Genomic DNA, 13,748 nt, shown 5'->3' with positions numbered 1-13,748 from the left:
TATTGATTCTATCTCAAAGGCATCTGCCCACGATTTGCCAACATATCAAAAATCAAATGACCAAATACATGTGCTTTAGATGGATCGGAAAGCAATTGCATCATCTGCTCTCTATGGAGCTATTGAAATAGATATCCCTGATTAAAATTGGATTGAATATTCTTCATACGTATTTGAATACTAGCCATCACTTCATCGATAGCGACCATCTGCTTGCTGTTCATAAATGCCCGATTAAGGTTGTGGTATTTCTCTAACTCATCCTGCAATTTATTTAAGGTTCTTTGTGCATCGACTACATCCATGAGTACCACCAATAAGAAAAGAAAAACCCCGCTCAATAACTTGGCGGGGCTGTTAGTGCCGTAATAATTTCGGCGAGGAGGTAAATATTTTTGTTCAATAAAAAATCTGTTTAATTCTCCCAAATTAAACAGATCAATTTGCGCTGTATCACTAATTATTCAGTACTATTTATTTGCACTAAATATAAGATCAAATTATTTCACTGTGATGAAACAATAATTTATTTGATTGTTAAATATCACTTAACCTCTTTCAAAAAATTACGACACACCTTGAATTCTTCATCATAAACCGTGTAATCAACCTCGGTTACACCATGAAGACCAAATAAACACATTAAGAAGCGGAACATTTACTTCTCCTTTATTTCAGGCAAAAAAATACCTCCCGAGGGTGGGAGGCTAAAACTAAAAACCAGAAACTACAGCGATAGATTCTATGGCGCGCATTATATATACAATTAATTTACAATCACTGGCAAAATATTACTTTTAAATTCAGTTTAAAAACCAATAAAAAACCCGCTTAAGAATTGAGTTTTAAAAAAATATTTAATATCAGCAATATAATATATTTTAACAAAAATATTTGCCATTATTACCGCCGACATATAGGTTAGTTAAGCAGTCGTTATCTAAGTGAAAAATTTAATACCTATTTCAAAAAGATGGAAAATAGCTCAGAGATGATTAAGAGGTGTGCAGTTTAAATAAATTTAAAAGAAAATTTTGAAAGTGGTATTTCTCTAATTAAAATTAACTAAAAAAGAAGAAGCTCATTTGAGCTTCTTCTTTTAAAAAACCATGAGTCGGTTATGAGCTAAATTTTTTAGCTGTTATCAATAAATCCTTTTATTCTTTATAACTTTGCGTGCTGTATTGCTCAACGGGCAATCGGGACAAGACCTTTTGCCCTTTTTCACCAGATAACCCTTCTACGTACTGCAAAAATGCTTCTGCATAATCTAATCCTACATCTATACGACGCTCGCCCGTGATGTTTTTAAAGCTACTGTAGAAGTCCTGACCATCGGCAAGAAAGTTGATGGTAATTACTTGATAAGTCTGATTCAGATTTAATGGCTGATATTGACCCTGTGCATTTCGAACCTGCAAATTGGATACACGCTGCCCCTTGGCCTTCGTTAAATCCACATCCCATTGTAATCCACCCGCATATGGATAACTGCCTGTGTTATTACTGGTAACTGCATCGATTGCATCTTCTAGCACCGCTTTAATTTCTTGCCCTGTTGCTTTTAATTGCACCAAGGTATTTTTAAATGGCAATACTGTATAAATTTTCTCTACTGTAATATCACCTTGAGGTAAATCCACTCGGACACCACCACCATTTTGGATCGAAATATCTGCATTAAAATATTTTTTACCTTGTTGTAAAAATGCTTCAGCAACCAACTGTTGCACATCACCACCATGTTGATTAGTGAAATCTGATTTATTACAAATGTCCCCTAAAGTAGAACGAGAAGTATCTTTGGTTGTACCTGGAACACGACGTAAGCATAAACTCGTTTCAGCTTTCGCCACAATTTCTTTGCCTAATAAGTTTTTAGCCACTTTATACGGTTCTAAAATACTTAAAGCTTTCGCATCCGGCTGTACAATACGTAAAGCGTTACTGCTTTCAATATCTCGTTTAATAGAATCTAGCTCCGTACTCATTAATGCTGGAGCATCTTTAGCTGTACGTTTAAAATCATCGCCAATCAATACATTGGCTTTTCCTGTACACGCTTCAATTTTACCATTCGCATCAAAATTTACTTTTAATTGCCCGACTACATATGCATATTGCCATGCCTGTACAACACAAACTTGGTCACCATCCTTATTTTTTAGGGTAGTTGGATAGTCGCCTTCTGGACTAATTCCATAGTTTTTCAGCTTTGCGTCTGCCAGTAAGGTATGTGAATCTCCGCCAACAATGACATCAACGCCTGATAATTTCGTGGCTAAATCTTTTTCCAATCCGTATCCCAAATGAGATTGAACAATAATTTTATTAATGCCTTGCTGTTTTAGCTCATCAATATATTTTTGTGCAGTGACTATTTCATCGTTAAATACAGTATCTTGATTTGGTCGAGAAGCATTTTTAGTTTTATTGGCAATCGTTAAACCAATTAAAGCAATTTTCTGCCCTTCTTTTTCCATAATCGTATAAGGTTTCACAAGATCAGTTTGATATAAAGGGGAAGTTTTGCCAAACTCGACATTTGCACTTAAGACTTGGGTTTTATTTTTACAATTACTTTTATCATTTAAGAAGCGAATAAACTTTTGCAAACCTGCATCCGTATTATCAAACTCATGATTGCCCAAAGTTAAAGTATCGAAACAAACCGTATTCATGAGATCCGCTTCTGCTTCACCTTCTTTCAAAGTAAAATAGAGATCCCCAGTAATGGAATCACCTGAGTGAATTTTTATTGGGTTCTTCTCAGTGCTAGCTAAAGTGTTGATAAGTGCAGCAACTCGTGCAAAACCCCCATTAGAGACTTGTATTTCCTCACGCTTACCTATCGAAGTTTCAAGCATTAATTTAGTGCTTTCCTCATCCAAATGTGAATGACTGTCGTTAATATGTACTAAGTTGACTTCCAACGGTTTAGGAGGAATGACAGGCGTTATATTCGTATTTTCTTTACTATCATTATTACACCCAGTTAAAAACATACTAGAAACTAATAAACTGCATGTAAAACCCGAATACTTACTTAGTTTATTATTAAAAGTCACGACCATCCCCACTGATTAGAATTTAAACAAACATGATGTAGGCCTGCTGTTTAAAATTCATGACATTCACTATTTTTTCTAATTATTTTTTAACAAAAGGTTGAAGTTTTTCCATTAGGGAAACTTAATATTTCTGTCCTAAAGCTTAAATTATAAATTTTGAATAAGCGTATGTTTGATTACTACTGAGCTAATTTTTTACGCACACAATAAAATAAGGAGAAATATAAAATTTCTCCTTATTGAGTAAACCTATCTGATCAGTTTCGAGATTTTACAATTGATAGATTCATCTTAAAATTTACGTCTGCGTATTGTGGAAACTAAAACTAAGCCCATAAGTGACAAAATAGACCATAACCCCATGCTGCCACCGCTTATTTTTCCTGTATCAGGATTATTCGATACACTTTCGTTTAAATCCATATCGACAATCACTGGATCATGATCGGAAGAACGGAATGCATCGTCGCTATAGAATGCTGCGATTTGCTCATCGGTTTTAAATTCTTCATTATAATCTAAAGCTGTCGGCTCATCGGCGTTAATATGCCATGCAAAAGCACGCTTCACCATTGGATATAAATCTGCATCAGCAATTGCATGGTCTAAGTTTCCTGCACCACCATTGCCATTGGCATCACTTGCTACACCAAAGACATAACTATAGGCCGTTTTACCTTGTCCAATTTTTTCATCATTGAGCAAGACTTTATAATTGGCTTTTTCCAATGCTAAAATCGGATCTTCTTTAGCATAACTATTCATATCCCCGACCAACAAATAATTTGGCTTAGTCACTTGCGTTGGATTTTTTGCAATCCACTGCATGAGTTTTTGTACTGCCGTTAAACGTGTTGCATTCCAGCAACCTTGACCATCACCCTGATCAGCATCGGCTAGAGTTTTATCAGCAGGACAACTGCCTTTCGACTTCAAGTGATTCGGTACTATTGTAAATATTTTTCCACCATTTACAGATTGGAAACTTTGCGCCATGGTGACACGGTTCTTTTCAGTCTGATCGTCATAAACCGCAGGCTCTCCCACAGGTTTTACGCGCTTACTGTTATAAATAATCGCAACTGCAATTGCATCTGTCCCCAGTTTTGTCATTTTGGTTGGAATGACATATTTCCAGTCTGCACCTAAGGCTTGAGATAAGTATGCCACTGCACTTTTATCATCAAAACCATTATTTGCGATTTCCATTAACCCATACACATCGGCATCAATTGTTTTTAAAGCACTGACAATTTTTTGATGTTGCTTTTTAAACTCAGCTTCTGAGCTTGCACCACGTTCTGTTGGGAAACCTTTTTCTGCACCATTATCATAATTCAAGACATTAAAAGCCGCTGCGCGAATTTGCTTAGCGTCTTTTGCAATCACTGTTGAAGGACGTAAATTGGTATCTTTGATAATTTCAGGTTGTGCCTTTGCCTGTATCGGTTGAATTCGCCATGCATTAAAACGGTACTCTAAAATCCCTTCAACATTTTTCAGTTGAGAACCTGTTCTTAATGTATTTAAGGCATTGAAGTTTTGCGGCAGCCATGGTGTTCTATTTTGATTGTTATAGCCATCATCTAAGATAATTTTAGAAAGTAAGTTTTGCTTGGCTAACGCAACTGCTTCAGCAGATTTTGCAGGATATAAATTGGTTGGAATATATAAACGATCCAGACTTAAAGATAGCTCACCATAACGACCGTAATTGTAATTTTCACTCACCGTTAAACTTTGCGGGATTTTAACCAGCATCCCTTGATAGCGTTTAGGTACATTTCCTGCTGTCTCCGTCAAACTGGTAAATGGCAAATTAAGTGCCTGTGCCGTGACTGTATTGGATGCTTGTGGAGTACAGGTTTGAATATTTTGATCAAGTTGATCTATTTGGAGTTGGTTTTGATATGAGGTTAAACGACCTTTTAGAATAACTTCTTCACCTACTTTTCCTCCAGTGATTTTACTACTTACAGGAAGATAGACAAAAATAGCATTGCTCAAATTCGCTTTGGCTTTACTATCGGGCGTCTGTACATAAAAACCAGAAAAACCATTATCGTAACGGTAGTCTGCGGTAATAACACCACGAACAACATACGGTTGATTTTGAGTGGCAGATTGTAGGTCTGCAATCGCGGTATCTACTGTATTACAACTAATAGGGGTAATGGGTGGAGTGACAGGCGGGCTTGTGTCTAAATACTGCGAAAAATCATCTCGACTTGACCATTTAGACCATTCGCTTTCTAACTCAAATGCTGCTGCAGGATCAATTGAAGTTACATTATTTGAAGTTTTAGTACGTGACAAACTATTTTGATAACTACTAAAACCGACTCCCCAACCAGTGCCTGGATCTTCCCCCACTCGACCAAAACGGTCTATTGGAGTACCTTTATATAACAGGACTAAAGCATCATCTCCATTAAATGCAAGTCCTGCCACTTGATTGACTTTAGTACCAATTACCGCCTGTAACTCTGTTCGACCAATAATGTACTTTGCTTTACTTGCCAATGAGCCTTGTAATTGAAAAGTCGCAGACTTCGTGATTGAACCATTGGTAAATTGTTGAACCTCATAGTCAGCTAAGTTCACTGTTGAACTGTCTGGATTATAGATTTCCAAGCCCTTTTTATTGGATGTGCCATCTATGTACTGACTAAACATTAATTGTGCATGTGCAGAAAAAGAGCACCCCATGAGCGCTAAACTTAAACTCAATATTTGTGGTTTTATATTCATCATGATTTTGAACAGTTGTTAAAATTCAAAATAGATTAATTTTTATACATGACATCACTATGAATAACTGATGACAGTTTTAGTTGAAATCGCTTCTCTAGAAAATCTCCCCCCATTAAGCCTCCAAGTTGTCTCGGTTTTAATCAATATTCCCCTATTCTGCTAAATTCAGATAAAAAGTCTAAATATCAGCCAGATGGAACAACAATACAATACGATTTCATAAATCTGTCATTAAGTAGTCACAGAATACTCAATTGAATAAAGTTCAATTCTTAGCCTCCCCCCCAAACCTGAGCATTTTTTATTTATAAAAAATCAGTTGACCTCTTCTAAGGGTTTTAGGGGGTTTTTTATTAAGTTTTCTTTAGTGCTGTAATCTAACTTTATAAGAGCCATAAATGACTTCCTTGAATGTGCCTTCAAACTCTTCATCACATCCGTTAAAAAAGTATATAAATAGAGAGCTTTCACTACTTGAGTTTCATAAGCGGGTGTTGGTACAGGCGAAAGATACTGAATACCCTTTACTTGAACGATTAAATTTTTTAATTATTTTTTCAAGTAATCTTGATGAGTTTTTTGAAATACGAGTTGCCAGTTTAATGCAACAAATTGAACTTTCAAATCATGCTAGAACTCGTCCAGATGACTTATTAATCTCAGACATAGTCACCACCATTTCCAAACTTGCACATGAAGCTGTCGAAGAACAGTATAAAATTCTTAATTATAATCTCTTACCGCAACTGCAAGGACATGGCGTTCATTTCATTCAGTATGGTGACATCCTTCAAAAACATAAAGAATGGATTAAGGATTATTTTCATAATGAAGTTCAACCTGTGGTTACGCCTATCAGTTTAGATCCAGCACATCCCTTTCCTCGGCTGGTGAATAAAAGTTTAAATTTTATTGTAACTTTAGAGGGTAAAGATGCTTTTGGACGAAAAATTGATTTGGCGATTGTTCCCGCACCACGATCATTACCTAGATTAGTGAAGTTACCTAAAAGTATTTCCGGTGAGGCTGAACACTACATTTTACTTTCAGCCATTATTCAGCAACATATTCATGAATTATTTCCAGGCGTTACCACAACGGGATGTTATCAATTTCGGGTCACACGTAATGCAGATTTAACCATCTCAGAAGATGTTGAAGACTTAGCGATTGCCTTAAAAGGTGAACTATCCTCGCGACGCTTTGGTCGCGCTGTAAGACTTGAGGTGACTAAAAACTGCCCTGAAAATATTACTGATTATTTACTTGGACAATTTGATCTTGAGCAAGAGCAACTCTATCGTATTGATGGTCCGCTTAATCTAGTCCGTTTTATCTCAAACTTCAATTTGCCCGAATTACGTTTTAAACCTTATATTCAAAAATCACCCAAAGCGTTATATAGCAAGAAATCGATATTCGATGTATTAAAAACTGAAGATATTTTATTGCACCATCCCTTTCATTCATTTTCCCCTGTCATTAAATTGCTTAAAGAAGCCGCACACGATCCGCATGTTTTGGCGATAAAACAAACCCTTTATCGTAGTGGTGCAGATTCAGAAATTGTCCAAGTTCTTGCTGAAGCCGCACGAAATGGTAAAGAAGTCACCGCTGTGATTGAATTACGGGCACGCTTTGATGAAGAATCTAATATCGAAGTGGCCAATGTATTACAAGAAGCAGGTGCAGTGGTGGTCTATGGAATTGTCGGTTATAAAACCCATGCCAAAATGATTCTGATTGTCCGCCGTGAAATGGATAAAATTAAACGTTATGTTCATTTAGGTACAGGAAATTATCATGCGACCAATGCCAAAATATATACAGATTACGGACTACTGACCAGTGATGCTGATATGTGTGAAGATGTCCATAAAATCTTCCAAGAGCTCACAGGCATGGGAAAAATGGTCAAATTGAAAAAACTTTTTCATGCACCATTTACCCTGCATTCTCAATTGATTGAACTCATCGAAACTGAAATTGAAAATAGCAAAGCAGGGAAAAAAGCGCAGATTATTATTAAAGTAAATGCCTTAACTGAACCTCAACTGATTGATGCTCTATATAAAGCTTCACAAGCGGGCGTTCAAATTGATTTAATCGTCCGTTCAATTTGCTGCTTACGTCCACAAGTGAAAGGACTTTCTGAAAATATTCGAGTCCGCTCAATTGTAGGACGCTTTTTAGAACATACCCGCGTTTATTATTTTTATCATCAGGGTGAAAACAAACTTTATTGCGCCAGTGCGGATTGGATGGGGCGTAATTTATTTTCTCGCATCGAAACCTGTTTCCCAATCGAAGATAAAAAACTTCGTAAACAAATTCTGGAAGATGGATTAATGAATTATCTTCAAGATAACCGTCGAGCATGGGAACTTCAAGCAGATGGAACATGGATACAATGTTCACCGAGTCTGGGCAAACCCGTCTATATTGCACAACAGCACTTATTAAATCATACGTCTTAATTAACCTGGGTTGATTACGCTACAAATTATTAGCCCTTGAATCCTTTAAATTGTACTTTAATATAATCTAAATAATTGAAGATTAAATTAAAAAACCCAAAACTAAATGGTTGAAATATATGAGTGATATCAGCGTAAAAAAAATCAATAAATTAATTGAAGAATTTGAGCAAGAAGGAAATAAAGTAGACCGATTGGAAATAGGTTATAAAACCTATGCAGCCTTGATGTTAGATCAGAAATTTGCTGATAAAGTCACAAAATCAATGGAAGATCCTAAAGAGAGGCTTTATAAAAAAATAAAAATTAAGCTGCTTACTGAAAAACATTATTTTGAAATCAAGTAAAATAAGGGCTTTTACTTTTTCAAGATGAAGGATCAGATCAAGTCTGAACTAATACAACTAATACCAATGAATACAAAAAATAAGGGAGCCAAAGCTCCCATTTTTATTCACGACTTTCCAACTTATCTTCAATCCATTGATGTATTTCCCAAGCTGACCAACCGATACGTGATTCACTTAAACGGACAGGTCGAGGAAAAGTAGGATCGTAGTATTTTGATTTCTCATTGATCATTTCATAGATCTTAGCTCGACTAATACTCGTGAATTGGATGACTTCTTTAATATTGATAATTTGGTTCATCTGAAAAGGATGACCTGTGAACGCATTCATGATGTTTACTCCTATCTCATGATTTCGAGCAACTCGCTCATGAGATACGACAATCCCGTAAGTTTTTACCCTATTCGATTCAGTTCAATGCAGTCACTGAGCCTTTTAAACCCTGTTGGATATTAAAAGACTCATTTTGAACTGGTGTCTGCTGTTGATCCTCACCTTGATAAAACTCCTCCACTAAATCCAAACCTTCATCTACATCCATCTCAAACTGCGCATTGGCAAAACCTCGTCTGGCGATATGATCCAGTGCCTCCTGATAAAACCCTGCCTGCTTGCTCTGTTCATCAATTTGCTTGGCTTGAGTAATGGCATCATTCAGGCTAATACCCTCCCGTAAAGTCAGATCCACGTAGTACACTGGCTGGCGATAGCTTTGTGTGGTGCTTTTGCCTCTTAAAGTCAGTTGCAATGGTAAACAAGACAGCAAGCCTCCTGAAGCTGCGTGGTAATAACTCAGCCGTGCAGCTAATGTCCGAATACTGTTAAATCCCGTTGTTCTAAAAATGAAAGTGCCAAATTCGTCTGACTCATCTAAGTTCACATGCAAGCGACCATAAGGCTTGCAGTTGCCGCCTTGAGCCAAAGGACATAAATCAGGGGATGGACACGGATGTTGCTCAACCCCTTGATTGGTTAAACGCTGGCAGGTTTCTCCATTGCCGACACACACAGGTCGTCCGGTCTGTCGGTCAAATAAGATGTATTCTGCACGTAGGTTTAAATCAGGATCATTAAAAATCAGGCGAACCGGGATAGTTCTGAGTTTTTGATTGGGTGCTTGTGCTCGAAGCTGTTCATCAAGTGGATGCTTTATCCAGCCACTCTCTTTGCTTTGGATCTGGGAAGTAATGGTGAACTGGTCATCCTTTTCAGGTAGGCGTTTGCCATTCTTTTCTACCATCCGACCAATACTGATACGTCCCAGGGCTGGTGGTGTAATCGCTAAACCTTTAATCATTCTATTTTCCTCAATTTGATTTTTTACAGATCATCCAGCTTTATGTAGATCACCTGATTCAATAAATATGTATATAGCTCGCTACAAAAGCCGTGACCGTATTGCCCTCTATTCCTAGCGAATGGAGGGCGGGGAGCGGTTTTTGCGCTTCTGTGATTGAATGGACGGAAACAGGCTTAGTCGATATAGATGTTGAAGCGACGACTGCCCTGTTTTTTTAGTGGATAAAGCTCGATAAGTTCAGGCTGGTGCTGAAGCAATGCTTTGGTATTCAGACTGATTAAGTCCTTGGCTTTCTTCCAGACCACTGAGCCATTGGCAAAGGTGGCTCGTTCTGCATCTTTCATCAACATTTGGATTTGATGCTTCAGCTGATCAAAGCGTTCCTGCTTATGCTGAATCTCTTCTTTGATTTTGATGAGTTGATCAAACATCAAATTAGCATTTTCATTTTGCGAAAGATCTTCAACGGTTAGGGGTACATGCGCTGGATAGAGTTGCTGAATCGCTTTAGCTGCGGATTCACTGGCATCCACAGATGGCGGAGTATCCGTTTCCACACATTCCCAGAAATAACGCTCTGCTTTAACAATATGTTCAATCACTGATTCAGACCGTGTCACTTTGAATATCTTGGTTTCATGTCCACAAATAAGCACACAGACATGCGCTGCCTGTTTACCTGTCACTGCAAGCTGGTGTTGCACCTGACACAGCACGTATAAAGGCACACCATCCCGCCACAGTTTGGCACCATATTCTCCTGCGGTTTTACACTCCAGAATCTGCACTTCATCACTACCCACCACAGAATAGTCCAGATTTGCTAACATAAAGGACTTATCCGGATCGGGATGCTGAAGCACGGCATTGACTCGTCTCACTTTATTATTGGTGTGCAAGCTATAGTACTCAGCCACCAGTGGCTCTAGCTGTTTGCCCCAATACAACGGTGCAATGCCTGAGCTGTCATCATTCAGGTTCTGCTGCACACGTCCGGTCTTGGTTAGCCATAGTTCTAACATCGACATATAGGGATTGAGGCCACAGGCAGTAGCGGCATCACTGCTGCCAATCCCTTGTTTACGCACTTCAAGCCATTCCTGGTAATCCATATTTTTGGTATTGGCTAAACGCTTGGCTGTCACTGTTCGCTTAGCTGCTGTATTCGATTCATTCATCTCATTCGGAATTGGGAAATGAGGGAGTTGATGGGTATTCATCGGTGCAATCTGATTCATGGTCTGATCCTTATAAATAGCGAGGTCTGTAAAAATTTGCGGCATAAAAAAAGCCACATCTGGAGATGTGGCAAAAGGGGGGTCTTCACTGGAGAAGGATCATCTGCATGACCCTTGACCGTTACTGTAATGGTACTGATTTAAGTAAAACTTAAACCACTAAGCGGAGTGCCTGTTCTAGGCCACGCTGCTTTAACGCAGCACCTGCACCAAACCAAGCAGAATCGAGACGATGATCGGTACTCATGGCACGACGTTCATGATCGGCAAACTCGGTAATTGAACAAAGTAAGCCATAAGCGGTATCTTTGGCTGAACTGAGTTCTGCACCACGCCCCTGACCATTGAACATATCCATGACCTTATTCATGGCACGTCCATTCGGTTCAGACTTTTCTTTGGCAAGATTTGAAGTAGCGATATTGCGATAGAACTGAATGATGTTCTCCTCCTGGTCGATAACACTCATGCTGGTATTGTTAAACACCGCATCAAAATAAGCAGCCGCTTCACCTTGAGTAACTTTACGCTGACTCAGCTGTTTCATTTCATACATATGCTCATCCCAAGCACGGACTGAAATACCCAATTGCTGCTTAACCTTGTCAGCATCAAACTTGGTGCTATGTGGAACTTTAACTACACCCGCACTACTATTCTGTCCACGTAAAGCAATTGCCAAGGTGTTATTGCAGACCACCCGAATATTGGTAAATTGTGCCGTGGTCGCCAATGTCCCATCACATGCAGTGGCCAGCAGAATATAGCCATTGCTGACATCCTTACCCTTAAGCGATGTAGATTGTCCGGTACGTGCCAATGCCCAGAACTTCTTACCGCCTTTGAGCACGCCTGCGGTTTCCAGTTCAAAACCGGATTGCTCGGTCAGATCCCGATAGAACTCCAGAATCTCCATCGGTTGAACTTCCTGATAACGCTGACTGACCACAGACAAAGGAGCATGTGTATCTGAGCGATACAACACACGTTGCTCTTCAAATGGCAGGATGATGCTCTGACCACGTTCATTCTGTGCAATATAGCTGACATTAGATGATTCAATCCGCCAGTCCATTCCGGCTTGCTGTGCCCAAACTTCTAATGGTTGATTCGGACTCAGTTGATTACCTAGACCATGCCAAGGTGTATCACCGACATAGGCCATTTGTTCAACTTGATGTGCCATATTCTTTCTCCTGAACTAGGTTAATCAAAATTGCGTTGGCAATGGTGACAGTGGAAGTAACGAACGGGTGCCGCTACTGGTCGGGAGGGCTGGATGAAACTATCAATCAATCCACCGACGACTGCACCTGCAATACCCCCCATCCACGGAGAGATCGGCATCGGCAAACTTTTGGAAATGCTGGCACCAATACCGGCACAGGTCATGGAAGACAGACTGCCCTGATTAGAGGACTGCTGGTCAATGACACGGCTGACGTTTTCGGAATGGCAATACGGACATGTAATATTCATAAGATATACCTCTAAAATGAAAAAAGGCTTACCGTCTGATAAGCCTTTGAATGTGTAAAGAAACACTCATTGTTCATGTAGATGATGTATATCTATGATTTTTTGGGATCGATGCCTTTCCATGGATTTTGTGCCATATTAAATTGACTCTTTTTTTTCCACCATACTCGCAGGTATTGATCAGCTTTCTCAGACATAGCCAAATAACGGATTACATTAAAAGCGTTACGTACACTCTTTTCGTTGCATCGTTCAATCATACCTATACCTAGCGTACCCTCATGCCGATAGCGCCGCTTATGGGAGGCCTGATTACAATTAAAAAAACCACCACTTCCCTTGGTAATTTTTTCCTTCCATAACCGACCAATCTCATGTCCATAATAGTTGTCATTACAGTGAAGTGAACCGTTATAGATCACCAGTAAATGACAATGATAACCTCTTGACTTTCCCCCCTGCTCAAGACGATATGCATATCCAATTTGACCTTCAAAAATTGTATCTTTGTCATGTATCCGTTTAAGCAGTACTCTCATATGTTCATCAAACTTAGTCACGCCTGGATGTGTCTCTGATGGATAATTTAAATCGACCCGTACCAAAAGCAGTTTACAATGATGACTGACCATATCCTCAAAGTACGTTCTTAATGGCTCCCAATTAAGTTCTCTCTTATTTTTATTATTTCTTAAAAATGATTTGTGTTCTTTCCCCAGCCCACTTTGAAATTGTCTAAAGACCATAGGACTTAAAAAAATAGTTTCATCTTCTTTTCTAATTAGCTCAGGTAGCAAATCAAAGTAAGCCTGAATCAAAGGGCTGTACATTCTGTTTGAGTCATAAACTAATTTGGCATTTTCTCTTAATCTATTTAAGTCAGACTCGAGCTCTTGCCATCGATACGTTTTCTGAATCACTTTCTTCATCAGGTTTTCAATTGCGAGTAAAGTTTGTGCTTCATTCATCTTTATCATCCTATAGTGGTTAATTCCATAGGAGTGACCGATCTGTATTTTTTAAATTTGAAGCGGGTGGATTATTTTTCTCTCAATAAAACACCTTCATCATTTGGGGA

General features: G+C 38.7%; 11 protein-coding genes. 2 read left to right on the top strand and 9 right to left on the bottom strand.

Annotation, left to right across the window (positions count from 1 at the left end):
• Positions 1 to 119: 119 nt before the first annotated feature.
• The 3 genes from ACP69Y_RS03215 to ACP69Y_RS03205 all read right to left on the bottom strand — a co-directional run bounded on the left by ACP69Y_RS03215 (position 120) and on the right by ACP69Y_RS03205 (position 5,825).
• On the bottom strand, positions 120 to 305 hold the full coding sequence (locus tag ACP69Y_RS03215; protein ID WP_425916151.1) for a hypothetical protein: 186 nt from the start codon (positions 303 to 305) through the stop codon (positions 120 to 122).
• 852 nt (positions 306 to 1,157) lie between these two features.
• Positions 1,158 to 3,074, bottom strand: coding sequence for a bifunctional metallophosphatase/5'-nucleotidase (locus ACP69Y_RS03210; RefSeq protein ID WP_425916149.1), 1,917 nt, complete (start codon positions 3,072 to 3,074; stop codon positions 1,158 to 1,160).
• Between the two features lie 288 nt (positions 3,075 to 3,362).
• Entirely contained in the window at positions 3,363 to 5,825 is a 2,463-nt protein-coding gene (locus tag ACP69Y_RS03205; RefSeq protein WP_425916147.1) for an ExeM/NucH family extracellular endonuclease, read from the bottom strand.
• 398 nt (positions 5,826 to 6,223) lie between these two features.
• Between ACP69Y_RS03205 and ppk1 the strand changes: the two genes are divergently transcribed.
• Positions 6,224 to 8,302 (top strand): polyphosphate kinase 1, encoded by a 2,079-nt coding sequence (gene ppk1, locus ACP69Y_RS03200; protein WP_425916145.1) that lies wholly within the window; start codon positions 6,224 to 6,226, stop codon positions 8,300 to 8,302.
• 119 nt (positions 8,303 to 8,421) lie between these two features.
• A complete protein-coding gene (locus tag ACP69Y_RS03195) occupies positions 8,422 to 8,649 on the top strand; it encodes a hypothetical protein (RefSeq protein WP_171541582.1) in 228 nt (75 codons plus the stop codon).
• Between the two features lie 103 nt (positions 8,650 to 8,752).
• Here the strand turns inward: ACP69Y_RS03195 and ACP69Y_RS03190 are convergent, their stop codons facing one another.
• From ACP69Y_RS03190 to ACP69Y_RS03165, 6 genes are all read right to left on the bottom strand, one after another.
• Positions 8,753 to 8,983 (bottom strand): helix-turn-helix transcriptional regulator, encoded by a 231-nt coding sequence (locus ACP69Y_RS03190; protein WP_425916143.1) that lies wholly within the window; start codon positions 8,981 to 8,983, stop codon positions 8,753 to 8,755.
• Positions 8,984 to 9,062: 79 nt separating this feature from the next.
• On the bottom strand, positions 9,063 to 9,950 hold the full coding sequence (locus tag ACP69Y_RS03185) for a hydrolase or metal-binding protein (RefSeq protein ID WP_425916141.1): 888 nt from the start codon (positions 9,948 to 9,950) through the stop codon (positions 9,063 to 9,065).
• Between the two features lie 176 nt (positions 9,951 to 10,126).
• The gene (locus ACP69Y_RS03180) at positions 10,127 to 11,191 is read right to left on the bottom strand and encodes a YqaJ viral recombinase family protein (protein ID WP_425916139.1); all 1,065 of its coding nucleotides are present in this window, start codon (positions 11,189 to 11,191) and stop codon (positions 10,127 to 10,129) included.
• Between the two features lie 151 nt (positions 11,192 to 11,342).
• A complete protein-coding gene (locus ACP69Y_RS03175; RefSeq protein WP_425916137.1) occupies positions 11,343 to 12,377 on the bottom strand; it encodes a DUF932 domain-containing protein in 1,035 nt (344 codons plus the stop codon).
• Positions 12,378 to 12,397: 20 nt separating this feature from the next.
• The gene (locus ACP69Y_RS03170; protein WP_425916135.1) at positions 12,398 to 12,670 is read right to left on the bottom strand and encodes a hypothetical protein; all 273 of its coding nucleotides are present in this window, start codon (positions 12,668 to 12,670) and stop codon (positions 12,398 to 12,400) included.
• A 92-nt stretch (positions 12,671 to 12,762) separates the two neighbouring features.
• Positions 12,763 to 13,638 carry a hypothetical protein gene (locus ACP69Y_RS03165; RefSeq protein ID WP_425916133.1) on the bottom strand — a complete coding sequence of 292 codons (876 nt, stop codon included), beginning with the start codon at positions 13,636 to 13,638 and terminating at the stop codon, positions 12,763 to 12,765.
• Positions 13,639 to 13,748 lie beyond the last annotated feature (110 nt).

The organism is Acinetobacter sp. TSRC1-2 (assembly GCF_049895885.1).
Lineage (GTDB): Bacteria > Pseudomonadota > Gammaproteobacteria > Pseudomonadales > Moraxellaceae > Acinetobacter.
This window is presented reverse-complemented; position numbering and strand designations above follow the sequence as displayed.

What these genes read in the sequence shown, in the direction of transcription:
- ACP69Y_RS03185 (WP_425916141.1), bottom strand. Translation starts at nt 9,950, where the DNA reads ATGATTAAAGGTTTAGCGATTACACCACCAGCCCTGGGACGTATCAGT.
- ACP69Y_RS03165 (WP_425916133.1), bottom strand. Translation starts at nt 13,638, where the DNA reads ATGAATGAAGCACAAACTTTACTCGCAATTGAAAACCTGATGAAGAAA.
- ACP69Y_RS03210 (WP_425916149.1), bottom strand. Translation starts at nt 3,074, where the DNA reads ATGGTCGTGACTTTTAATAATAAACTAAGTAAGTATTCGGGTTTTACA.
- ACP69Y_RS03205 (WP_425916147.1), bottom strand. Translation starts at nt 5,825, where the DNA reads ATGATGAATATAAAACCACAAATATTGAGTTTAAGTTTAGCGCTCATG.
- ACP69Y_RS03175 (WP_425916137.1), bottom strand. Translation starts at nt 12,377, where the DNA reads ATGGCACATCAAGTTGAACAAATGGCCTATGTCGGTGATACACCTTGG.
- ACP69Y_RS03195 (WP_171541582.1), top strand. Translation starts at nt 8,422, where the DNA reads ATGAGTGATATCAGCGTAAAAAAAATCAATAAATTAATTGAAGAATTT.
- ACP69Y_RS03170 (WP_425916135.1), bottom strand. Translation starts at nt 12,670, where the DNA reads ATGAATATTACATGTCCGTATTGCCATTCCGAAAACGTCAGCCGTGTC.
- ACP69Y_RS03215 (WP_425916151.1), bottom strand. Translation starts at nt 305, where the DNA reads ATGGATGTAGTCGATGCACAAAGAACCTTAAATAAATTGCAGGATGAG.
- ACP69Y_RS03180 (WP_425916139.1), bottom strand. Translation starts at nt 11,191, where the DNA reads ATGAATCAGATTGCACCGATGAATACCCATCAACTCCCTCATTTCCCA.
- ACP69Y_RS03190 (WP_425916143.1), bottom strand. Translation starts at nt 8,983, where the DNA reads ATGAATGCGTTCACAGGTCATCCTTTTCAGATGAACCAAATTATCAAT.
- ppk1 (WP_425916145.1), top strand. Translation starts at nt 6,224, where the DNA reads ATGACTTCCTTGAATGTGCCTTCAAACTCTTCATCACATCCGTTAAAA.